Below are 24,258 nucleotides of genomic sequence, written 5' to 3'. Positions count from 1 at the left end.
AAGCACAATTAATCTCCGTCATTATCTACATAATCCACAGTAATATTCAATGCTTGCATCATGTCTAATTTCAAGTACACAATATTTAATTGCAGTGCATCATATAATTCTACCATTTTTACATTATTCGAATTAATTTGATTTGAATAACTGTTATCTATAGGATTATTTACCGTTAAAATAGTCTGAAACTGATTATTAATAATGGCACTAAGATTTTGTCCATCTCTTTTTGCATTTAAGTAATCTAAATACGACTTTAAACTAGATCCTTCCGTAGTTGCATTAAAATATTTACCATTAAAGAAATCTTGAGAAGCTTTAATAGATTCTTCCAATAACAATTTTGAAACATCATTCTTAAAATAAGCTTCTACAATTTCTGGATATTTATTTCCATCATTTACAAATGCACCACAAGGGTAGCCCACTTTACCTAAACGGATATCTTTTTCATAGTATTTTATAAAACTGTTTACCATTTTATTGGTACTACTACTTACTGAATTTCCATTACTACTGATAAAAGTATTTCGGTAGGTACCATTCCAGTCTGTTACTACAGCATCGATATTCACTTTCAATTGGTTTGTCAAATCAGAAAGATACTGCTTGTATTTTGTTGCGTCTGTGTTTGTTTCATAGAAAGCTATAATTTCAGCATCTGTATTTGCCAAACCATTAATCATATAATCGATAGCTGGTAAACCTTGTTTATCATATTGAGATAATAACGCAAAATTATAACCTCCATTAGTAATATTAGTTTGAATTCCTGCTTGGTTTGTAGGATAAATATTAACAGTACTATTTAAGTTAATTAATTCGGCTTTACCAATGGAAAACATACCCACATATTGATACGCTTTATAAGCCTCTAACCAAGCGATTCTTACTTCGTCTAAATTAGTTTGGTCTGGAGTACTAACAAAAGTACTTACTTTCGAATGCAATAGTACTACTTTAGCTTGATAATTTTCATACCTTGGGATAATAATATTATCGGCCCAATTGGTTAATAATTCTGTTCTATTAAAATTATCATTATTGATTTCATTACTAGAGGAATCACTCGAACAAGCGATTAAAAAAAGTAAAGAGAAACATCCTAAAATTATATTTTTCATTAAACTATATTTTAAATATTTTGATTTTAAATCCTTTTAATTGGTGTGCAAAAATAAACCAAATTAGAAGTTTTATTCATTAAGCAAATACTAATTTTTAGTTAACGATTTCAGCTTGAGCGACTGTAAAATTAAAACGAGTTGCAATAGTGGTAGCTAATTCATCTAATTTTGTATTTAAGTAATCCACATCCCATAAACCATTGGTTCCAGCAGTTAAATCACTTAAAATTGCATTTACTTCTGTTTTAGAAAAATAAGGTGCATTAGTGGAAGGGTTATTGGTATATCGTAAAGCCATAATAAATCCATATGCTTCTGATAATGCATGAAATGCTTTAGCTCCATTATCTGTAATTAATTTAGCTTTTCCTTCTTTCAAATAGAATACAGCTCTAACTGCAGGCACTAAAGCTAATTTTGTTTTAATAATTGCAATTTGTTCATCTCTAACCGTATAATTGTTTGCAACAATAGCAGCTCTACCTTTTCTAAAAGCCAATTCAATTTCAGCTTTAACCGTATTAAAATCTACATCAGCATTTACCTGATTGATATAACTATCCCAAAACTTTCCTCCATCTGCACCATATATGTAACCATAAGCTTCATCCCATAAATGTTCCATTTTAGTATAATTTTTACCCGATTCCAATAACTTATTACTGTTGTTTATTTTGTTATTGGCTTCGTCTAAAACAGCAGTACTTAAATAATTATTTACGATTTGATCCATAAAACAAGCTCCCATTAACCCTTTTAAAAGTACTTGTTGTGGTTCCAATCCGTTTGCTGCAAACAATCTAATCGAAGTTCCATCTTGATATTTTCCAGCTACATTTGCAGCAGCATTATTGCCTTGACTCGCAGCGTTTGCATCAGAAAATTGAGACTCAAAAAAAGCGCGTACTTCAGCTTGCTCTAAATTGGAACCTCCACCACCAAGATTAACAAAATAATCTCTAGATGCAGCCGTTTTATCTTTTAATTCTTTTCCAGAAGTATTCATTTCAGTAGTTGAAAACGGATTGTTTTCGTTTGCATACATATTGTTAAGCACTGTTACGTCTACCACATTACCTGCTACTCCTTGATTTTTAATATAATTACCAATTTCAGTTAACATTAATAAACGATTCGATTGTCCGCTGAAATCAACTGTAGATTGATTGTTTCTATTAAATTCATACGTTTCAGGAACATTTAAAGAATCAGTAGTACTTCCGTTATCATCGCTTGAACATGATACTAGACCAATACCTAAAAACAATACAACAAATTTAGAAAAAGAGATAGTTCTCATTATTTATTTAGATTTATTTAAAATAATTTAACGCTGCAAAAATAAAAACTAAAATGGAAAGTCCAAAGTTTTATTTAGAATAAATTAAAATAAATTAAAGTACTTAAAACAAATCGATAATAAGTTTGACTAGAAAGCAGAAAACAAAGATGTAAATACTAACTAAACCTGAAAACATCGTTACACCTAATGCTGTTTTGTCTTCTAATGCTTCAGCCAATACTTTAAAAGAAGATAAATTTACTACGATTAAAATAATAAAATACAAGGTAAAAGTCATCCAAAAAAAAGAGGTATAGAATAACAAAATACCTAAAATAATCGCACTTAGCATTGGTAAATAAAAAGAAAAACCAGCTATGAAAGTATTAGGCCCTTTTAGTTTACAGTACATAAAACTAAAAACAAGTAACACTACAATTCCTAGAATAAAAGGAATAGCAACTGGATACCAACCCAAATAATGTAAAAAAGTATTCATTACAAACTATTAATGATAATAATCAAATATTTTTAATGATTCATTATAAGCACTTTCAAAACTGATGGCATGGCAATTCGTATCAATTTTTTTTGCTGTAAAATAGGACAACATTTTTTCGGTAGGCATATTACCCGTAAGATCATCTTTAGCCATCGGGCATCCTCCAAAACCTTTAATTGCACCATCAAAACGCGTACAACCAGCTTGATAGGCTGCATCAATTTTTTCAAACCATGAATCTGGAGTAGTATGCAAATGAGCTCCAAATTCGATACCAGGATATTTTGAGATTAGATTAGAGAATAAATAGTCTATAACTTCTGGTGTTGAACTACCAACCGTATCCGAAAGCGAAAGAATTTTAACGCCCATTTTAGCCAGTCTTTCGGTCCATTCTCCTACTATATCTACATTCCAAGGATCTCCATATGGATTTCCAAATCCCATAGAAATATAGGTTACTACTTCTTTTTTGGATTGATCTGCTATTTCTAAAATCTCTTGAAGGGTTACAATAGATTCCGCAATGGTTTTATGCGTATTTCTCATTTGAAAATTCTCAGAAATAGAAAATGGAAACCCTAAATAATTAATTTCGGGATGTACAGCGGCTAATTCAGCACCTTTTGTATTCGCAATTATGGCTAACAATTTACTAGTAGTAGCAGACAAATCTAATTGCGCTAAAACACCAGCGGTGTCTTGCATTTGTGGAATTGCTTTGGGAGAAACAAAACTTCCAAAATCAATGGTATCAAAACCTACTCTCAAAAGAGCCTGTATGTATTGCACTTTTTTTTCTGTAGGAATAAAAGCTTTGATACCTTGCATGGCATCTCTAGGACATTCTATTATTTTGACGTGTTTCATGGGTAGCCAAAGATAGCAAAGAATTCGTATTTTACGAAATCGTTTTAGCTTTTAAAATTGCTTTGTTAATATCACGCACTAATTTAGGTCCCTCATAAATAAAACCTGTATATAGCTGTATCAAACTAGCTCCAGCGTCTAATTTTTCCAAGGCATCTTGAACAGAATGGATGCCTCCTACTCCTATAATTGGAAAGGATTGATTGCCTTTTTCTGAAAGAAAACGAATGACTTCCGTACTTCTTTGAGTTAATGGTTTTCCAGATAAACCACCCATTTCATTTTTATTTTCTGATTGTAATCCTTCTCTTGAAATGGTAGTATTGGTTGCAATAACTCCTGCAATTTTTGTCTCTTTTACAATAGTAATAATGTCTAACAATTGCTCGTCAGTTAAATCAGGAGCAATTTTCAGTAATATAGGTTTTTGCTTGGGTTTGCTTGCATTTTTATTTTGTAATTTTAGCAACAAAGCCGTTAAAGGCTCTTTATCTTGCAAAGCTCTTAAATTAGGAGTATTTGGCGAACTTACATTTACAACAAAATAATCTACATAGGGAAAAAGCGCATCAAAACTAATTTCATAATCCAGAACAGCTTCTTCATTAGGCGTTATTTTATTTTTGCCAATATTCCCTCCAATTAAAACTCCTTTGTTTTTTTTAAGTCTTTCAACTGCTTCTAGAACTCCTCCGTTATTGAATCCCATTCGATTAATAATGGCTTGATCTTCTTGTAAGCGAAACAACCTTTTCTTCGGATTTCCTTCTTGCCCTTTTGGTGTTAATGTTCCTATCTCGATAAATCCAAATCCGAAATTCGATAACTCATTATACAATTTTGCATCTTTATCAAAACCAGCCGCTAAACCAACCGGATTTTTAAATTTTAATCCAAAGACTTCGGTTTCTAATTCTTTATTTGAAACAGTGTATAAAGATTTAAAAAAGGGGCCAAAACCTATTTTATGAAAGAAACGAATACATGAAAAGGTAAAGTAATGCACTTTTTCTGGATTAAACAGAAATAGTATCGGTCGAATAAGTAATTTATACATAAAATTGAAGTAGTTGTGTGTTGCAAAAATAGAGATTCGTTTGCAATAAAAAAAGCTCCCTAAGGAGCTTTTCGTTTATTCCATTTTTTGTTTTTCATAAAGAATGGTTTCTACCGTTTCAAAATCGGTAGGTTTATCTTCATTATGAAAATATTTTATTACAACTTGTCCCCAAAGTTGGGTATTTGAAAATTCTGCAATAATCCATCTATGATTTAACACTTTTGCTTTGTTAATAATAAAGTTTTTACCATCTATTGGTTCGTAAGGAATTAAAGGGTTACCATTTGGTTTTGTATTTAATTCTTGAATATCTTCATTTACTTTTTGCATCACTTTTAAATAATCTAAATTTTTAGAATAATAATAGTCTTGTGCATCCTGATCTTTTTCAATATCAAAATAGTCGTTGTAACCCACTATTGAAATGGAATCTCTTGCTATTTTTAATCGTTCTTTTGTAAGTTGGACTTCTTTTTCTTTGGCATCTAATATTTTATTTGAATTAACATATTGAAAAATATTAAGTAAAAGAGCAAGAATAAAAAGGTATAAGAATGTGTTTTTCATTGGATTAAATTAAAATTTCTAAATTATCGTAAGCTACAAATACATTTTCGGGCAATTTTTTCTGAATTTCTTCATGAAAACCAAAAAGGTGACTAATATGTGTCAAATACGTTCTATTTGGTTGAACCAAAGATATAAAATCTAAGGCTTCTTCTAAATTAAAATGAGAATGATGTGGTTCTTCTCGTAAACAATTTATAACCAAAACCTTACAGTTTTTAATTTTATTTATTTCTTCTACAGCAACCGTTTTAACATCTGTTAAATATACAAATCCTTCTATTTGATAACCAAAAACCTGTAAATTTCCATGAGAAGCATTAATAGGTTCTATCCATTGGTTTTTAATTTCAAAACCTTCATTTTCTTTTACTTCTATTTGTGTTACAGAAGGAGCACCTGGATATTTATTTTCGTTAACAAAAATATAATCAAATCTTTTTTCTAAATTTTCTAGCACTCTTTTATGTGCATATATTGGAATAGGTCCTTGTTTAAAATAAAAAGGTCGAATATCGTCTAAACCAGCGGTATGATCAGCATGCTCATGAGTAAATAATAAGGCATCTATATAATTGCATTTAGAAGTTAACATTTGTTGTCTAAAATCGGGACCACAATCTATTACAATTGAAAAATTCTCGGAATGGATCCAAACAGAAACACGTAATCTTTTGTCTTTACTATCATTACTTAGACAAACCGAATGGTTACTTCCTATTACAGGAATTCCTTGTGAAGTACCTGTTCCTAAAAAATAAACTTTAATCGTACTCATATGCTACAAAAATAATAATAAATGCAGTAGTTTTTATCATTTTAATTAACTTTGCAGTATTAGAAATTTCAACTGCTATTATCCTAAAGATAAATTGAATGAAAAGTATTGTTACAGATATTAAAGTGAGAGGTGATAAAGTTATAGAACAAATACCTTCTATTAAAGACAAAGCTTTACGTATTAACCTGAATGAAAGTATTTATGGAACCTTTGCCGAAATTGGTGCCGGACAAGAAACCGTGCGTCATTTTTTTAGAGCGGGTGCTTCTTCAGGTACTATTGCAAAAGCAATGTCAGCCTATGATAAAGATTTTAGTGATGCGATTTATGGTGTTGAACCAGATGGTAGATATGTAACTGAAAGCCGTCTAAAAAGAATGTTGGCTCATGAAACACAACTAATAGAAGAGCGTTTAAAAAGAGATAAACATCCTAATAAAATCTTTTTTAGTTACGCGAATACTGTAGCTACTATTGATTTTGCGAAACAATATAAAGGACATGGTTGGGTTGGTATTAAATACCAAGTGGAACCAGATGAAGCGTATAATGAAATTACATTACACATCCGTTTTAAAGAAACGGATGCAAAACTACAACAAGAAACCCTTGGTATTTTAGGAGTTAATTTAATTTATGGTGCTTTTTATAAATACGAAAGTCCTAAAAAATTACTTCGTTATTTATATGATCATTTGGATAAAGACCAATTAGAAATTGACACCATAAACTTTTCTGGACCTCGTTTTGCGGAAGTTGACAATCGTTTGATGAGTTTACAGTTGGTTAAAAATGGAATGACGGATGCCGTTATGTTTGGTCCAGACGGGAACAATATTTTACCAGCTGCTGTACTTTATAAGAAAAATATTTTAGCTTTAAGAGGTAGTTTTAGGCCCGTTACCAAAGTAAATATGAACATGTATATGAAATCATATAATATGTTTATAGAAGAGAAAAAAGTGGATATTGAAAATACTTTTGTCGTTTTTGAAATTACGTTATCCAATTTAAAAGCAGAAGGAGAAATTGATGAAAGAGATTTCTTAGACCGAGCAGAATTATTGTGTTCATTAGGTCAAACCGTAATGATTTCTAATTTCCAAGAATATTATAAAGTAGTAGAATATTTCTCAAATTATACGAAAGCGAGAATGGGATTAGCAATGGGTGTTAATAATTTAGTCGATATTTTTGATGAGAAATATTACCGCCATTTATCAGGAGGAATCTTGGAAGCTTTCGGTAAACTTTTCTACCGTGATTTAAAAGTATATTTGTATCCAATGAAAGATGATGAAGGTAATTTGATCAATTCCGAAAACTTAAAAGTACATCCAAGAATGAAGGAATTGTACAAATTCTTTAAGTTTAATGGTAAAGTGGTTGATATTACAGATTTTGAAGAAAAAAACCTAGATATCTTCTCGAGACAGGTATTAAAAATGATTGGAAATGGTGAAGAAGGTTGGGAAGACATGTTACCCGAAGGAAATGCTGAATTAATTAAAAAGCATCGTTTATTTGGTTACCAACCTAATGAATCGCTGAGTCAAACGAGTAAATAATTGTAGATTATACAAAAAAAGCTGCCAAAATTGTTTTGACAGCTTTTTTTTAAGTAGTGTTTATTCCCCTAAAATTTGATTGGCGTGTTCTTTTGTTTTTACTTTATCAATTACTTCTTCAATAATTCCTTTTTCATTGATTACAAAAGTCGTTCTGTGAATACCATCATATTCTCTACCCATAAATTTTTTTGGTCCCCAAACACCGAACGCTTGAATTACCTTTTTATCTTCATCTGCAAGCAAAGGAAAAGGCAATTCATTTTTTTCAATAAATTTAGCCTGTGCTTTAGCGCTATCAGCACTTACGCCTAACAAGGCATAATTGTTAGATTTAAAGCGTTCAAAATTGTCTCTTAAATCGCAAGCTTCTGCTGTACAACCAGGAGTACTTGCTTTAGGATAAAAGAAAACAACTAGCTTTTTACCTTCATAATCTTTTAACGTATGCTTTTTACCATCTTGGTCTATTCCTGAAAAATTAGGAGCCTTATCTCCTTTTTTTAATGTTGTCATTTTTTGTTTAATTTACTGTGTTAAAAGTTTAACTTTGTCATAAAGTTATATGAGATTATAAAATTACAAAAATGACTAAAAACGAAAAAGTAACATTTGTTATAAATAAGTTAAACGAATTATATCCTGAAATACCCATTCCATTAGATCATAAAGATCCTTATACTTTATTAGTTGCTGTTTTACTTTCTGCACAGTGTACTGATGTAAGAGTAAACCAAATTACACCTTTATTATTTGCCAAAGCGGATAACCCTTATGACATGGTAAAAATGAGTATTGAAGAAATTGCAGCCATTATAAGACCATGTGGATTATCTCCAATGAAATCTAAGGGCATTCATGGTTTATCTGAAATTTTAATTGAAAAGTATAATGGTGAAGTGCCACAAAGTTTTGAAGCACTCGAAAGTTTACCAGCAGTAGGTCATAAAACGGCTAGTGTTGTTATGAGTCAGGCTTTTGGTGTACCTGCTTTTCCTGTAGATACACATATCCATCGATTGATGTACCGTTGGAATTTAAGCAATGGCAAAAATGTACAGCAAACTGAAAAAGATGCCAAACGAATCTTTCCTGAAGAAATTTGGAATGATTTACACTTACAAATCATTTGGTATGGACGAGAATACTCTCCAGCTCGAGGTTGGGATTTAGAAAAAGATATTATTACCAAAACTATTGGTAGAAAGTCAGTTATAGACTCTTATTTAAAAAAGAATGCTTCATAAATTGATTATGAAGCATTCCTTTTTTAATTAGCAATAATTTCAAATGACATCTTACCTATTTTTTTAATACTTAATGCTTTGGAGTAATTAAGTATAAACGCAATTGTCTCTTTTTTGGGTAACATACTTTGTCCTGCTAATTTTTGTTTTGAGTAAAGTTTTGCCATCAATAAAAAATTTATTATTTAATAATTTAATAACGACAAAAAAAAAAATTTAGTATTAATTCGTTAAAATAATTTGATTTTTTTCAATTACTTTTCTCAAGTTCATTAATGCATAACGCATTCTTCCTAAAGCAGTATTAATACTTACGCCTGTTGCGTCTGCAATTTCTTTAAAACTTAAGTCTTGATAAATACGCATTTGAAGTACTTCTTTTTGATCATCTGGCAATTCATCAATCAGCCTAGACAAATCGTATTCCACTTGATCTAATATGATTTGATCTTCTACATTCAAATTCGTATCTGTTAAATAAGAGAAAACGGAATACTCTTCGTTATCTCGTTGCATGGGCATTTTTTTAGACTTTCTAAAATAATCGATAATTAGATTATGAGCAATACGCATTACCCAAGGAAGAAATTTTCCTTCTTCGTTATACGATTTCGACTTTAATGTTTTGATTACTTTAATAAAAGTATCTTGAAACACATCATCACAAATGTCTCGATCTTGAATCTTTGTATAAATAAATCCGTAAATTTTTGATTGGTGCCTTTCGATTAATATACTCAAGGCAGACTCGTCTCCTTCAATATAATTTTTAACCAGAACAGCATCTGAGATTAAATTATTAGCCATAACAATACCTTTTAAATTAATTTGGGTTCGAAATTTTAAAAAGTAATTTTATTGTATAAGCCTTTAATTTTTATTGTTAATGGGTCAAATTTAACATTTTTTTTTATTAATAAACAAATACTAACTAAAAAATTAACACCTGAGTTGAAAAAATAATTAAAAAAAGCACAGAAACAGGTATTTTATTTAAAAACCCCTACCTAATTTTAATAGGAAGGGGTTATTAACAACCATATCAATTTTAAAAAACTAATATATTTTTAATTCAGTTATAATTTCTTCTTTATCCACAACTTTTATGATGAATATTTGTTTATTACTGAAATAATCATCAAACACTTCTACTGTATTTGTATTGGTATCAAAATTTTGTTGCTTAATTAATTGTCCTAATAAATTATAAACATTCACTTGCTTAATTAAAGCTGTTTTTGCTTGAATGGTTAATTTATTTTCAACAATAAATCCTTTCACATCATTATTTAAACGATTTGAAACTATTGGAGAGCCATTGAAATAATTCCCTAATGTTTCAGAGAAACCATAGCTTGATGCGCAACTAGCCGCTGCATCCCAATTTACAGACCAGGTCATTACTCCTCTTAAGCTTGGATAAGGACCGCCCGGTTGCATTGTATAAGTACGTCCTGAAAAGTTAGTCCCATAACGCAAATAATCTAATGCTTTAACAACCTCTGATGGAGCTAAATATCCTGTTCCAGCAGCACGTTGACAAGCAGGTAATGCAACAACTACTTTTGACGGTGGTAATGCATCAAAATGGAAACCAGTTGTTCCTACATTAAATCCTTTTAGAAGCATATCGGTCATAGAAGTAACAAAGTTAGGTGTAGCCGAAAAATAATTTTGATTATCTAATCCTCCTACTGGTCCAGAGTTATACAATTGTACCATTAATAAGTCCATTTCGTTTCTTAGATTATGTAGAACAGGTAAAAAGGATCCAGCTGTTCCAGCATAACTTTGATATCCTACTTGGACATAAAAAGTTTCTGGTGCAGCAGTAAGAATAAATCCAGGTCCGTAATGTTGTTTTAGTTCTTTAAATGCATCCACCACATTTTTCAATCTTGGGTAAGCTGAAATTCCTGCATAAGAAAAATCTGTTAATCCTGCAGCACCAAAATCCATAGAGCCACCTTCAAAATCGATATCTACACCATCAAATTGAAATTCATCTATTATGGCTTTTAATCCATTTACAAACGTATTTTTTTGTGCAACTGTTTGCAAAACCACATGTCCATTTTGTCCTCCAATAGAAACAATTACAGGCACACCACTATTTCGTAAGGCCTGAATATCATTTTTAAGCAATTGTCTGTCGAAAACTCCATTCGTTACATAACGATTATCATTTGTAGTTAAAACTGGTGTGTAACCATCTCTGTTTACTGTTTCAATAAAAGCATAGGCCACTACATTGAATTTTTTTCCAACCATTTGATTGAAGTACAAGAAAGTAGCTTCCGCATTTTCCCAGGAATGTGCATAACCTAAAACTACTTTATTCGGTAAAGGTATAAATCGATTATTCGAAATCGTAGCTATTGTAATCGTCTTATTTAAAGTGGTTTGACCCGAAACATTATCCGTTGCTTTAATGACGATTGGATACGCTTGATAAGCCGTTGGTAAAAAGTTATAACTATATGTATTATTTGCACCAGCTATCATTGCATGTGTGCTTCCATTTATAGTAATGGAAACATTTGCTATTGTTCCATCTGCATCTGTTGCAGAAACTGAAATTGGGACTGTTTGAAAAGAACTTTGATATATAGTAGTGCTTGATGGAGCATTCCATGAAATTACAGGTAATTGATTAGGACAATTCGTACCAGAACAAGTTAAGGTAAAAGTATGCGTTTTCTCATCGGTTGTTCCGTTTGAAGCAGTAGCTTTAACTTTTAGCACATGATTTCCAGAAAATTGACTAGCCGTTGGAGTCCAACTAGCAGTATAATTACTTGCAGCATTACTTACTGTTACATTTTGACCATCTATAGTAAATACAACTGATGTAATTGTAGTACCATCATTTGCACTTAAATCTACATTTGCTGCCAAGTTAACTGCACTTCCTAAATTTAAAGCAACTGATGCATTTGTTGGTGCAGTTATCGTTACCAAAGGGGTTGTGTTTACAACTTCTTGAGTATTAAAATTAAATGTTTGTGGTGCTGTTGGTATAGTTCCTTGCGCGTAGGAAGGAAAATAGGTTACATTATTATTCTCCCAAGCATTCAATTTAAGACTTAAATAAGTCGTATAACCACTTAAAGCTGCATTTTCAAAATGATAATTTCCTTGAGCATCTGTAAGAGTAGCTAAATCAACCCAATTGTGTGTATTATCTGTCCAAGGTAAAATTAAATCTACTTTAGCTCCTACAACTGGAACCGTTCCATTTTTAACCGTTCCACTTATTAAATAATTAGAGTTGGTAACTTGTAAGGCAAAATCTTGCGTTTGATTGGCGCTTAAATTAGAAAAACTAGCTGATGCTGGTAAAAAAGTCTGACCTGCATTGGAAGCTGCAACCGTATAATTTTGACCTGCAGTAACATTGGCAAACGAATAACTTCCAGTACTTGAGGTTGTAGCAGTTCTTGAAGCTCCGTTTCCAGATAAAGTCACCGTAATTCCAGATAATCCTGTTGTGCCATTTCGTACACTTCCTGAAATGGTATACGATTGATTTGGACAGTTTGAACCAGAACATGTTAAAGTAAAATTAAGTGTTTTCTCATCTGTGGTTCCATTAGAAGCTGTAGCTACTACTTTTAATACATGATTTCCTGAAAACTGATTGGCAGTTGGAGTCCAACTAGCAGTATAATTACTTGCAGCATTACTTACTGTTACATTTTGACCATCTACAGTAAACACAACTGCTGTAATTGTAGTACCATCATTTGCACTTAAACCAACATTTGCAGCAAAATTAACTGCATTTCCTAAATTAACTGCAACATTGGAACTTGTAGGAGCTGTTATAGACACCACAGGAGTTGTATTCACAACTGTTTGTGTATTAAAGTCAAATGTTTGAGGTGCTGTTGGAATCGTTCCTTGTGAATAAGAAGGCAAATAAGTTACATCATTATTTTCCCATGCATTTAATTTCAAGCTAGAATAAGTTGTATATCCACTTAAAGCCGAATTTTCAAAATGATACTTTCCTTGTGCATCTGTTCGAGTAGAGAGATTTACCCAATTGTGCGTATTATCTGTCCAAGGTAAAATTAAATCTACTTTAGCTCCAGCAACTGGAACCGTTCCGTTTTTAACAGTTCCACTTATTAAATAAGTAGAATTGGTAACTTGTAAGGTAAAATCTTGCGTTTGATTGGCGTTTAAATTAGAAAAACTGGCTGATGCTGGTAAAAAAGTCTGACCTGCATTGGAAGCTGCAACTGTATAATTTTGACCTGCAGTAACATTGGTAAACGAATAACTTCCAGTACTTGAGGTTGTAGCAGTTCTCGAAGTTCCGTTCCCTGATAAAGTCACCGTAATTCCAGCCAATCCTGTTGTGCCATTTTGAACACTTCCAGAGATGGTATAACCAGGATTCGTTTGAGTAGAACCGGTAATAGCATACGAAACATTGGAAGACAAACTACCCGAAGCAATTGAAGTACTTTGAGGTGTAAAATTATAGCCATTTTTAGTATACGTGATTACATAACCTGCATTCGTAGCTGTATTAGGAAACTGAACATTTCCACTTGCATCAGAAACTTGAGTAACGGTTGTATTTGTTCCGGTTTTAGTTAAAACTGAAGTAACACCAGATATAGGCATATTCGCATTATCCTTAAAAACAACTGTTACCGTAACGGTTGTAGGAGGATTAACATTCGAAGAAAAAGTAGTATTTATTTGTCCAAGTAGAGCCGCTGGTTCAGGGCTTCCTGGTCTTGTATCTTGAGAAAGTTCCCAAATCATCGCACCACCTAAATTCTTTTGTTTGATATATTTTGCTTTCTCATCTATGGAAACCTTATCATCATAAGTTACAAATTGATGTGTCGTTGCATTATATAAATAAGGAACTTTTGCTGTATTATCCCAATATCTTACCCAACCCGCACTTGAGGATGCTGGTAAAACAGAAGAAGAATTCGAAGGATTAAGAAAATGATGCCCCGTTGTTCCACTAGCACCTGCCAAATCACAAAATTCTACACTTCCAGTAAATTCACAAAAAGCATTATCCCAAGTACCTTGAGGAGCTTGTGGATTCACACAACTCCCTATTGTTCTTGGAGCTGCCACAAATAGACCTGGTAATGAAGGTATCGTTCCATTATTGGCAACCGAATTAAAAATCTTACCATAAAATGGGATTCCCATGACCAATTTATCATTCGGAATCGCTAAAGTATTCAAATAAATATTCGTCAAATGATCTAACGATTCATTATTTGCATTCAAAGGATCATTGGCATTTCCACTTCCATATAAAGGCGCATTATAACACGTTTTATCGTACCAATTTCCTCCAAGGTCATATCCAAAAAAAGTAATAAAATCACAATAAGTAGTAATGTCATCTTGCATTCCGAATTGCGCTTTGTTACCAGGACCAATGAATTGGTTAGGCACATGAACGACGTTATTTCCGGCAGCAATTGAAATGATTTTATTAGGCATTGCCAAACGCATTTCTTTCAAAAGATACACTAGATTTTTGTGGTCATTTGGAGTATGTGGCTGAGCAGGCGGTGTAATTCCACCTATAACTTCTGTACCATCAATACCACCAATAATCGGGAATTCCCAATCAATATCAAATCCATCGATGAAAGGATAAGTCGTTAAAAAATTAGCCATGTTTTGAGCAAAAGCCGTTCTAGCGACTGGAGAAGCAGCAATTCCTGGCAAATCTTGTGATTTAGTCCATCCTCCTATTGAAATTAAGATTTTCAGATGAGGATATCGTTGCTTTAATTGCATTAAATCATAAAAATTACCCTTTGGAGTTGCATTCCAAGGTGCTCCGCCTTCAGTATGCTCAAAATCGGCATAGGTATCTAACGATTTTATTTTTGCGTTTTGAGGATTTGATGGATCAAATTCAGTTCCAAAGAAAGCGTACATAAGATGAGTTAATTTACTCCCATCGATTTTGTCTACATTAAAATCTCTTGCATAAATTGCCCATTGCGCATAGTAACCTACCACTTTTTTGTTGTGATTGGGTTGTGCTTGCAACAAGAATGGGAAAATTAAAAAGAAACCTAATAGATAATTGAGTTTTCTTACCATTTTGTTTGTTTTTTGTTAGTATATTGTTTGTTTTTTCCGATTGTAGTGTTTTACAATCTAGGTGAATATACGATGGAATAAAATTTTGAAAAAAATTAATCAACCAAACGCAAGAAAAATTAAACGAACAACAAAAAACAATCAATATTGTGTAATTCTGTAATTATTTGAGATTTTCAATCATTTTTTTTAACCCAATAACAACTGCTAATTCTACATCTGCATATTCTTTTGAATTACATTTTTCCCATAATTGATTGAGATAAACCGTATCATATTCCTTATTATGATGTATAATTTGTAACAACTCTTCAGACAAAAGACTTAAACTTTCTGAAAGTGGCAATATAGGCTGAATAAGCGGTGCATTTTCACTCAAAACCACCAATTCTTTATGGTTTGTTTTCCATTGTTCAAAAAAAGAAGTAACACTTGCTAAATTCGTGGGATTAATTTCTTTTAAATATTGGTTTACAGCCCAATTAAATTGTAAAGCTTCACTAGCATCTACTGTACAAGCATCTGCAAATAACGTAAAAGGAGAATACATATGATATTCTGTTCCACCTTTATTTCTAGTATAAATTTTCAAAGGTTCACATAGTTTTGAAAAATACTCTAAAGCGAATGTGTTTTGATAGTTGGCAATATTACGAAGAATAACTTCTTTATTTCTGATATGTGTAATTCCTAATTCTTCCAATCTATTGGATACAGAAGGGAGCCTTTGAAGCAAATTAGAAACATCCGGATTTTGAGGATTTGACCAAAATAATTCTGCAATGGCAATAGTTCGAGGCCAAATTCTTGAATCGATATTTTGAGCTGTAACCAGTTCACTCCACATCGTAGCTTCTCCACCCAAAATATGTTCTCTTTCTTTAGTAGTTAATTTAGCATTTTTGGGAATAATAGGCGACATATAATGCTCGTTAATACTTTGCATTAAATCAATATAAAAACCATTGGAAAGTATGGTTCTATAACCGTTTTTTACCGCATTTATTAAAGATGCTCCAGCTGTAGAACCTTCATTGGCACCTTTCCAAGAATGAATTATGGTTGATTTTGGCATTTTTTCATTCATAATTTCTTCCCAACCTACAATATCTTTATCATGCTTTTTAAACATTGGAACTAATTGTAAGGTAAAATAACTTTGCAATTCGTGGTTGGTTTGAAAACCTTTTTTCTTTTTGAATTCTTGAATTACAGGATTATCATCCCAAGCTTTTCCTTCATTTTCATCTCCTCCAATATGAAAGTATTTTCCTGGAAACAACGGACAAACCTCATCAAAAATTTCACTTAATATCTTATACGTATTTGGATTCGATGGATCAAGAGTAGGTCGAAAAACACCTGCATTTCTTTCAATACTATAACTTGAAGCCGTTTGTTCCGATGGATTTTTTTTATAATTACTACCAATTTCAGGATAAGCGGTTAAAATAGCTGTAGCATGACCTGGAACATCGATTTCTGGCACCACTACAATTCCTCTTTCACTGGCATATTGAATGATATTTTTAATTTCTTCTTGCGTATAATAATAGCCGTCTGATGCTAATTCAGTTAGTTTCTTTCTATTTTTTAATTCGATTCTCCAACCTTGATCATCCACTAAGTGCCAATGCAATACATTTAATTTTACTGCAGCCATGGCATCAATATTCCTTTTAATAACTTCTACAGGTTGAAAATGTCTCGCTACATCAATCATTAAACCACGCCATTTAAATTCTGGTTTGTCTGAAATACTCACATTGGGAAAGAAAAAAGTATCCGAATTATTTTGCAATAATTGTAATAAGGTTTCTAATGCGTGAAGAGCTCCAATATCAGTTACAGCATCAATTATAATTGATTTTTCATTAATTTCTAACGAATAACTTTCATCTTCATAAATACCTACTTCCCCTTTTCTTTGACAATGAATTTGCAATTGTGCATTCGAATCTTCATCTGATTTTGTGATAAAACCCTGCTTTAAAAATAGCCCAGTTCTTCCATCCAGCCTTCTTAAAAAATGAGTTGCTGCTTTATAAATTCTTGGATGAGCGTTTCCAGTTATATTTAAGCTAAATTCTGGATTGATTTTAAAAAAACCTTGCTTTGTTTGGATTTCTTTTGGCCATGGTATTAGGCTTAGAGATTGTTTTACAGTTTGTGAATAAATGTTTAAACTAAAAAAAACAAAAATTATGGCGTGTTTTAAATTCATTAAGATACTTTTATTTATATACTTCTTTACTTTTTAAATGTAACTATTTTAATATCATATTTTATTTATAATCTGTTAAAAATGAGAAAGAAGAGAATAAAAAAATCATCCTCTTCATTTCCCCCAAACTCAAAATAAATATATTAATACTCAAATTTTTTAAAGGCTTCAATCGCTTCGTATTCTGCTAATCCTAATTCGTCATATAATTTTGCAGTGTTTTTATTTCTATCTTCTGCTCTAACCCAAAATTCTCGAGAATCATTTCCTTGAAACATCACCCTATCTTTTTGAGATTGATGAAAGAGTATGGCATTTCTTTTTAAAAGTACTTCATCCGGACTTAACGGAACTGCCATATCAATTTCATGTATGTCCCATTCATGCCAAGCACCTCGGTATAACCATAACCAACAATCATTCATAAATGGTTCAGGTTTTAAGCCTTTCATTGCAGCAAAAATGGCATTCAAGCACACTTCATGAGTTCCATGTGGATCCGCTAAATCTCCTGCTGCAAAAACTTGGTGTGGTTTAATCTTTTTAATAATGTTGCTAACAATACTAATATCTTCTTGTCCTAACGGGTTCTTTTTTACTTGTCCTGTTTCATAAAAAGGTAAGTCTAAGAAATGAACATTTTGATCTTTCAAGCCAATATATCTAGTAGCGGCATAGGATTCTCTTCTTCTAATAAGTCCTTTTAACTTTCTCACTTCTAGTATATCTACTTGATTTTCATTTTTATGATTTAAAAAATCAATTATTTTAGAAATGGTATCAGAACATGGAGCATCATTTACAAAATCTTTACAAACCTCAGCAAATTTTAAAGCTTCCTGATCAGTAACTGCAATATTTCCAGAAGTTTGATACACCACATGCGCATCATGCCCTTGGCGAATTAATTTTGAAAAAGTACCTCCCATTGATATCACATCATCATCTGGATGTGGACTAAAAAGAATAACTCTTTTTTTCTCTGGAAAGGCTCTTTCAGGTCGATGCGTATCATCTGTATTGGGTTTTCCTCCTGGCCAACCCGTTATGGTATGTTGCAATACATTGAACATATTAATATTCAGATGATAAGCGGAACCTTCTTGTGCTAACAAATCAGACATTCCATTATTATTGTAATCTCTATCTGTTAATTTCAAAATGGATTGTTTGGTTTTTTGGCATAACCAAACAATCGCTTTACTTTTTAATTCTTGTGTCCAAAGGCATTCCCCTACTAACCATGGCGTTTTAAAACGAGTCAAATCAGCCGCTGCGGATTGATCCAATACAAAAGTAGCATTGGTATGATTTTGCAAAAATGTAGCGGGAACTTCTGAATTAGTATCGCCTTGTACTGTTCTTTTAATAATAGAGGCTTTATTTTGGCCCCAAGCCAAAAGTACTATCCTTTTAGAACGCAAAATAGTAGAAACTCCCATTGTAATAGCCCTTTTAGGCACATTATCAATGCCATTAAAATCGGAAGAAGCATCTGAACGCGTAATATGATCCAAAGTAATAATTCTTGTTCCAGAATTGACATGAGATCCTGGTTCATTAAAGCCAACGTGTCCTGTTCTACCTATTCCTAATAGTTGAAAATCCAATCCTCCTGATTCTTTAATTTTCATTTCATAATCAATACAATATTGATTTAATTCCTCTAAAGGAATTGTTCCATCTGGAATATTAACATTTTCTGGTAAAATATCAATGTGATTGAATAAATGCTGATGCATGAAATAATGATAGCTCTGCTTATTTTCTTTATTCATTGGATAATACTCATCCAAATTAAAAGTTACAACATTTGCAAAACTTAACCCTTCTTCTCTATGCATTCTTACCAATTCTTCGTATACTTTAATGGGTGAAGAACCCGTTGCTAGTCCCAAAACACAGGTCTTATTTCTTTCTTTTTTTGATCTAATTAATTGCGCTATTTCCTGAGCTACAATTTTAGAGGCTTCCATAGAATTTTTAAAAATTTCGCAATGAATTTTTTCAAATCTTGTTTCTTCAAATTTTCCAGCGCTTTTATAGCTTATATCGCGATTAATTTCTATAGCACTTTTCATTATTATATTCGTATTAAAAAATTTATTGCTTTTGTATTTTGGCTGTTTATATCAGTACAGGAATTAAGGTTTATAATTAAAAATTAGGTCCTGTAGTATCCCACCAAAGTCTAGTTCCGCCATTATCTGGACCACCTAAATGTGCCACACCTGTAGCTACTCCACCGGCATTATTACTAATTTCAGATTGCGCAAAATTGATTCGTCTTGGACCTAATTGAGAGTCTATGGTTCCTCCACTATAATTTACTAAAGCAGGAAATAATTTTGGATAGCCTGTTCTTCTATAATCAGTCCACGCTTCTTGTCCTTCTGGAAAACCTGCAATCCATTTTTGAGTAATAATTTTTTGCAACTTGATTTCATTTGTAGCTAAATCATCCCAAGCGACAGTTACATTATTAACTGCTAAAGCATTATTTACAGGAAAATTAGGGTCTACATAATCTTGAGCCGTTTTCACATTATCAGAAATATAAGCTGCTGCTCCTGAAGCTCCATGTTGTTCAAATGATAAGGCAATTCCTTGTTCGTAAAAAGATTGTGCGGTTCCACCCATTGTCCAACCTCTCAAGGCTCCTTCAGCTCTTAAGAAATATGCTTCTGCTGCAGTCATTAAAACAATTTCATTGGAACGAACAATAGAACCTATTCCTGAAAAATCTTGATGATCCGCTTTAGCAACTAAATCAATTGCAGTTCTAACACCTTTATATTCACCTGGAAATTCAGCAGATGTATCAAAATAAGTGGCAACTCTAGGATCTTCATACCCACCTAGTATCGATTCCATATCTGCAGACATTCTAATATCCAACCAAGAACCACTAATTGTGGCAATAGGATTTGTGTACACTGGAGAAACTACTTTAAAAATATCATCATTAGTTGTTAAAACTCCAAATTCATGTGCAATGGCTTTTTCAGCTTCAGTTTTAGCTAAAACAGGATTAATTTTCACAATATGCATTGCTAAACGCAGTCGTAAAGTATTGGCAAATTTTACCCATTGTTTGTAATCACCTTCATAACCTGATAAATCAGTAGCGGTAAAAGTAGAAGGTTCTCCTGCATTGTATCGTGTTGTTAATTCACCAACAGCAAAATCCAATTCTTCAAACATTTGATTGTAAACTTCTTCTTGAGAATCATAGGCAATAGTCGTTTCCAAAGAACCAAAATCTGAATAAATTATGGGCCCAAAAATATCGGTCACACGATGCATTCCTTCCACTTTTAAAATTAGAGAAAGTGCATAAAACTGATCGTATTTATCTTTAGAATTATTTGCTATATAATAAGCGTTATACATGACATTTCTATACGCATAATCCCAAATAAAACCATTCCATCCATTCACTAAAGAATATGTTGTATTATTAATATTCCCAGCAAAAGGCGTTGGTGTTGCCATGTAACCCGACCAAATATCAGCATTTAAACCTTGTTGCAATTGATATACCCACACAGGATCTAGTACTTGAAGATTATTAAAAATAGGCTTGAAAGAACTTCTAATGTGATTGAAATCTTGTTCTAATTGTTCCTGTGTAAATCCATTAGGGTTAGTGTTAATATCTTCAAAATTATTTGTACATCCTGCAATGGTTAGCAGGGATACTAATAATGCTTTTTTAGTTATATTATAAAGTTTCATTGTGTTTGTTTTAGAAAGTTACATTTAAATTAATCCCTATACTTCTTGTAGAAGGTAAACCATAAATATCCACACCTTGTAAACCTTCGCCAGTACTTAAAGCAATATTAGGATCGAATGGTGCATCTTTGTAAATAAAAAACAGGTTTCTAGCTATTAATGAAACAGAAGCTTTATCAAAAAATGGGATTAATTTTGTCCCAATAGTATATCCAATAGAAATTTCTCGAACACTTATATTGGTTGCATCATATACATATTCACCTGAAATTCCTGCTCTTCCTCCTACCTGTGTATAGTAAGATTGCGCATCCATAGTTGTTACAGGCACACCGTCACTTGCACGTACACCATTGATAGCTACTCCTCCTGCATTTCTTGCATCTCCGGTAGCCTTAGAAACTCCAAATGCATCATTTTGTGCTTGGGTTAAACTCATTACATCGCCTCCGAAGCGACCGTCTAAAAGAATATTAGCGGTAAAGTTTCCAAATTTGAAAGAATTTGAAAATCCTAACATAAAATCAGGGTTTGAATTACCCACCTCTTCAAATTCTGTTTTTTGAAAAGTTCCATCATCATTCAATAAGATTCTTCCTTGGTCATCTCTTTTAAAATTAATACCTTCTATAACTCCAAAAGGTCTCCCTTCAATTAAGGAATATCTATAACTATTTACACCTGCTTCTGTTAAATTTAAATGGTTTCCTAATTCTGAAGGAATTCCATTCACTTGATTCGTGTTTTTAGAGAAGTTAATTGTTGTGTCCCATGAAAATTTATCTTTTCTTACTATTCCCCCCGTTACAATAGCTTCAATACCTTTATTTTTAATATTACCTGCATTAAAACCATAATACGTAAATCCTTCACTATTCCCAACTGGAGCGACAACTTGTAAATATTGGTTTTTAGTTTCCGAATTATAATACGATACTTCAAAACCTAAGCGATTATTAAATAACCTCCATTCTGTACCAATTTCAAATTCCGACTTTAACTCTGGTTTTAAAGAGGTTCCTTTTTTTGGACCTGCATTCGGATTACTTGAATTGGGTGTAGCAGGATTTTGGTAATGAGTTGGTGCTGTTACAAATGAATACACGTCGCTTCCCACTTGAGCGAAAGTAGCTCTTACTTTACCAAAGTTAATGAAATCTGGCATTTCAGTCATTTCGCTAATTATTCCAGTTACCCCAACTGAAGGATAGAAAAATCCAATTTTATCAGAATTTACTAACGCTGAAGACCAATCATTTCTACCAGCCACATCTAAAAACAACATTTCTTTGTATCCCAATGTTGCAACTGCAAAAATCGATTGAACTTCTTTTCTTGAATCTATAGTTTGATAATTTCCATTATTATTTACAAAATTGTGCAAGGTAAACCAGTTAGCATATTGCAATCCTGCACTAATTCCAGAATCTAAACCTGTTTTTTGATTGATCATGGTATTGGTTACACTAGTACCGATATTTGCATTTAAACTAAATTCTTCATTAAATTTAGTAGTGATAGTTGCAATTAAATCGGCATATCTTTGTGTACTAACAGAATTTTCATTGATATATCTACCATTAATATGAGATAATGTTCCTTGCGTTGAAGCGAATATTCTTTTATCAAATTCACTTGTAATTCTATTGTAACTATATCTTGAAGCAACGCTTAACCAATCGTTAATTTTATAAGATAAAGATAAGGCACCGTTAAAAAAATGATTTTCATCTTCTGATTTATTTCGGTTAATAGCCCAATAAGGATTTTGCATAATATCTCTATTAGTCATCCAATTTTGAGCCATTAAGTTTCTGGTTGGATCATATACTTCATAATTATTTTTATAATAATTAAAATCATTTCCTCTTGGCATTAAATATACTCCTGTAAGTGGATTAAAGTAAAAACCATTCACTGGTTTATTTGTAATTGTTTGCGAAGTATAATTGGCATTTGCAGAAAAAGTAAGTTTGTCTTTAAAAAATTTTGCCGTTTGACGAATCCCAAAATTATTTTTCTTTAAATGATTGCCTGGAATAATTCCTGATGCATCCACATTAGCAAAAGAAAATGATGTAGCAGCATTTTCAGAAGCCAAAGCATATCCTACTGATGTAGTTTGAGTTACTGCTGTATCAAAAAAATCTTTCACATGATCTCTTGTTTTTTGAGCCGCTCCCCAACTTTCATCTGCTCCTGGAGTTGCTATATAATCGGTTTGGAATTCTGGTAAATAAGCAGCCGTTTCAAAAGTAGTGACAGAACCAGCTGTAATACTAGCTTTTCCAATTTGTGGTCTTTTAGAAGATAATAAGATGACACCATTTGCCCCTTGACTTCCATATAATACTGATGCAGCAGCTCCTTTAAGAACAGTCATTCCTTCATAATCATCTGGGTTTATTAAAGAAACTACATCTCCACCATCTTTATTACCACCTGCTAAGCTTCCGAAAGTATCATTCGGTTGACCAGCCCCCACGTTTAACATTGGAATACCATCTATTACATAAAGAGGTTGGTTATTATTTACTGAAGAATTTCCACGTATAACTACTTTAGTAGAGCCACCTGTTCCACCAGCACTTTTTGTAACTGTTACCCCAGCAACTTTACCAGCAATCGTATTCACAATATTTACATCTCGCACTCTGGTTAATTCTTCTGCTTTTATTTCTTGAGCAGCATAGGTTAAAGATTTTCTGGTTTTTTTAATACCAAGAGAGGTTACAACAACTTCTTTTAATTTATTAGCATCCGATTCTTTTAATTGAATGTTTAAATTATTTTGTGCTCCAATAAGAATTTTTTGAGTTTCATAACCAATGTAAGAAACTAATAACGTTTCCCCTACATTGACTTGAATTGTAAATTTTCCATCGAAATCCGAATCGGTTCCTCGAGAAGTACCTTGGATAAGAATATTGGCAGAGGGTAATGGTATGCCTTCCAGGTCGGTTACTGTACCATTGATCGTTTTAACTTGCGCAAAAGAATTTTGCACAGCAAAAACAATCATAAGGAGTAATACAAATTTTTTCATTAATCGATTTGTTTATTTGTTAGTTAATACTGTAAATTTATTCTTATAGTATTTCTTAAAAAAATATATTAAACAAACGACATTTTACGTTCAACAAACGACAAAAATTACTCAACAACACGTAAACAACTGAACAAT

At 32.2% G+C, this 24,258-nt stretch carries 17 protein-coding genes; 2 read left to right on the top strand and 15 right to left on the bottom strand.

Going from position 1 to position 24,258, the window contains the following annotated elements; all coding sequences use genetic code 11:
* Positions 1-8: 8 nt before the first annotated feature.
* The 7 genes from FHG05_RS09365 to FHG05_RS09335 form a co-directional block, all read right to left on the bottom strand.
* A complete protein-coding gene (locus tag FHG05_RS09365) occupies positions 9-1,127 on the bottom strand; it encodes an imelysin family protein (RefSeq protein ID WP_140997756.1) in 1,119 nt (372 codons plus the stop codon).
* Positions 1,128-1,224: 97 nt separating this feature from the next.
* The gene (locus FHG05_RS09360; RefSeq protein WP_140997755.1) at positions 1,225-2,430 is read right to left on the bottom strand and encodes a DUF4856 domain-containing protein; all 1,206 of its coding nucleotides are present in this window, start codon (positions 2,428-2,430) and stop codon (positions 1,225-1,227) included.
* 103 nt (positions 2,431-2,533) lie between these two features.
* Positions 2,534-2,911, bottom strand: a complete 378-nt coding sequence (locus tag FHG05_RS09355) for a hypothetical protein (RefSeq protein ID WP_140997754.1) — start codon at positions 2,909-2,911, stop codon at positions 2,534-2,536.
* A 9-nt stretch (positions 2,912-2,920) separates the two neighbouring features.
* Complete coding sequence (locus FHG05_RS09350) at positions 2,921-3,784, bottom strand: hydroxymethylglutaryl-CoA lyase (RefSeq protein WP_140997753.1); 864 nt, start codon at positions 3,782-3,784, stop codon at positions 2,921-2,923.
* Positions 3,785-3,815: 31 nt separating this feature from the next.
* On the bottom strand, positions 3,816-4,841 hold the full coding sequence (locus tag FHG05_RS09345) for a quinone-dependent dihydroorotate dehydrogenase (RefSeq protein WP_140997752.1): 1,026 nt from the start codon (positions 4,839-4,841) through the stop codon (positions 3,816-3,818).
* A gap of 75 nt (positions 4,842-4,916) precedes the next feature.
* Positions 4,917-5,411 carry a hydrolase gene (locus FHG05_RS09340; protein ID WP_140997751.1) on the bottom strand — a complete coding sequence of 165 codons (495 nt, stop codon included), beginning with the start codon at positions 5,409-5,411 and terminating at the stop codon, positions 4,917-4,919.
* 4 nt (positions 5,412-5,415) lie between these two features.
* Positions 5,416-6,180, bottom strand: coding sequence for an MBL fold metallo-hydrolase (locus FHG05_RS09335; RefSeq protein WP_140997886.1), 765 nt, complete (start codon positions 6,178-6,180; stop codon positions 5,416-5,418).
* A 116-nt stretch (positions 6,181-6,296) separates the two neighbouring features.
* On the opposite strand from FHG05_RS09335, the gene FHG05_RS09330 reads away from it, so the two are divergent.
* Complete coding sequence (locus FHG05_RS09330; RefSeq protein WP_181369165.1) at positions 6,297-7,760, top strand: TonB-dependent receptor; 1,464 nt, start codon at positions 6,297-6,299, stop codon at positions 7,758-7,760.
* Positions 7,761-7,820: 60 nt separating this feature from the next.
* Here the strand turns inward: FHG05_RS09330 and bcp are convergent, their stop codons facing one another.
* Positions 7,821-8,276 (bottom strand): thioredoxin-dependent thiol peroxidase, encoded by a 456-nt coding sequence (gene bcp, locus FHG05_RS09325; protein WP_140997749.1) that lies wholly within the window; start codon positions 8,274-8,276, stop codon positions 7,821-7,823.
* Between the two features lie 71 nt (positions 8,277-8,347).
* Here bcp and FHG05_RS09320 point away from each other — a divergent pair, with 71 nt between their 5' ends.
* Positions 8,348-9,007 (top strand): endonuclease III domain-containing protein, encoded by a 660-nt coding sequence (locus tag FHG05_RS09320; protein WP_140997748.1) that lies wholly within the window; start codon positions 8,348-8,350, stop codon positions 9,005-9,007.
* Positions 9,008-9,030: 23 nt separating this feature from the next.
* On the opposite strand, the gene FHG05_RS18390 is transcribed toward FHG05_RS09320, so the two are convergent.
* From FHG05_RS18390 to FHG05_RS09290, 7 genes are all read right to left on the bottom strand, one after another.
* On the bottom strand, positions 9,031-9,174 hold the full coding sequence (locus FHG05_RS18390) for a hypothetical protein (protein WP_181369160.1): 144 nt from the start codon (positions 9,172-9,174) through the stop codon (positions 9,031-9,033).
* A 55-nt stretch (positions 9,175-9,229) separates the two neighbouring features.
* A complete protein-coding gene (locus FHG05_RS09315; protein ID WP_140997747.1) occupies positions 9,230-9,814 on the bottom strand; it encodes an RNA polymerase sigma factor in 585 nt (194 codons plus the stop codon).
* A 249-nt stretch (positions 9,815-10,063) separates the two neighbouring features.
* A complete protein-coding gene (locus FHG05_RS09310; protein ID WP_140997746.1) occupies positions 10,064-15,112 on the bottom strand; it encodes a glycosyl hydrolase family 18 protein in 5,049 nt (1,682 codons plus the stop codon).
* 163 nt (positions 15,113-15,275) lie between these two features.
* Positions 15,276-17,336: a beta-N-acetylhexosaminidase gene (locus tag FHG05_RS09305; protein ID WP_140997745.1), complete on the bottom strand. Its 2,061-nt coding sequence runs from the start codon at positions 17,334-17,336 to the stop codon at positions 15,276-15,278.
* Positions 17,337-17,479: 143 nt separating this feature from the next.
* Positions 17,480-19,417, bottom strand: coding sequence for a glucosamine-6-phosphate deaminase (nagB, locus tag FHG05_RS09300; RefSeq protein WP_140997744.1), 1,938 nt, complete (start codon positions 19,415-19,417; stop codon positions 17,480-17,482).
* 76 nt (positions 19,418-19,493) lie between these two features.
* The gene (locus FHG05_RS09295; protein ID WP_140997743.1) at positions 19,494-21,074 is read right to left on the bottom strand and encodes a RagB/SusD family nutrient uptake outer membrane protein; all 1,581 of its coding nucleotides are present in this window, start codon (positions 21,072-21,074) and stop codon (positions 19,494-19,496) included.
* 10 nt (positions 21,075-21,084) lie between these two features.
* Positions 21,085-24,120 carry a SusC/RagA family TonB-linked outer membrane protein gene (locus FHG05_RS09290; RefSeq protein ID WP_140997742.1) on the bottom strand — a complete coding sequence of 1,012 codons (3,036 nt, stop codon included), beginning with the start codon at positions 24,118-24,120 and terminating at the stop codon, positions 21,085-21,087.
* Positions 24,121-24,258 lie beyond the last annotated feature (138 nt).

This window comes from Flavobacterium profundi, assembly GCF_006491645.1.
GTDB classification, from domain to species: Bacteria; Bacteroidota; Bacteroidia; order Flavobacteriales; family Flavobacteriaceae; genus Flavobacterium; species Flavobacterium profundi.
This window is presented reverse-complemented; position numbering and strand designations above follow the sequence as displayed.

Coding starts and splice junctions, on each gene's coding strand:
- FHG05_RS18390 (WP_181369160.1), bottom strand. CDS start 9,174: ATGGCAAAACTTTACTCAAAACAAAAATTAGCAGGACAAAGTATGTTA.
- FHG05_RS09340 (WP_140997751.1), bottom strand. CDS start 5,411: ATGAAAAACACATTCTTATACCTTTTTATTCTTGCTCTTTTACTTAAT.
- bcp (WP_140997749.1), bottom strand. CDS start 8,276: ATGACAACATTAAAAAAAGGAGATAAGGCTCCTAATTTTTCAGGAATA.
- FHG05_RS09355 (WP_140997754.1), bottom strand. CDS start 2,911: ATGAATACTTTTTTACATTATTTGGGTTGGTATCCAGTTGCTATTCCT.
- FHG05_RS09320 (WP_140997748.1), top strand. CDS start 8,348: ATGACTAAAAACGAAAAAGTAACATTTGTTATAAATAAGTTAAACGAA.
- FHG05_RS09310 (WP_140997746.1), bottom strand. CDS start 15,112: ATGGTAAGAAAACTCAATTATCTATTAGGTTTCTTTTTAATTTTCCCA.
- FHG05_RS09315 (WP_140997747.1), bottom strand. CDS start 9,814: ATGGCTAATAATTTAATCTCAGATGCTGTTCTGGTTAAAAATTATATT.
- FHG05_RS09360 (WP_140997755.1), bottom strand. CDS start 2,430: ATGAGAACTATCTCTTTTTCTAAATTTGTTGTATTGTTTTTAGGTATT.
- FHG05_RS09290 (WP_140997742.1), bottom strand. CDS start 24,120: ATGAAAAAATTTGTATTACTCCTTATGATTGTTTTTGCTGTGCAAAAT.
- FHG05_RS09345 (WP_140997752.1), bottom strand. CDS start 4,841: ATGTATAAATTACTTATTCGACCGATACTATTTCTGTTTAATCCAGAA.
- nagB (WP_140997744.1), bottom strand. CDS start 19,417: ATGAAAAGTGCTATAGAAATTAATCGCGATATAAGCTATAAAAGCGCT.
- FHG05_RS09295 (WP_140997743.1), bottom strand. CDS start 21,074: ATGAAACTTTATAATATAACTAAAAAAGCATTATTAGTATCCCTGCTA.
- FHG05_RS09305 (WP_140997745.1), bottom strand. CDS start 17,336: ATGAATTTAAAACACGCCATAATTTTTGTTTTTTTTAGTTTAAACATT.
- FHG05_RS09350 (WP_140997753.1), bottom strand. CDS start 3,784: ATGAAACACGTCAAAATAATAGAATGTCCTAGAGATGCCATGCAAGGT.
- FHG05_RS09365 (WP_140997756.1), bottom strand. CDS start 1,127: ATGAAAAATATAATTTTAGGATGTTTCTCTTTACTTTTTTTAATCGCT.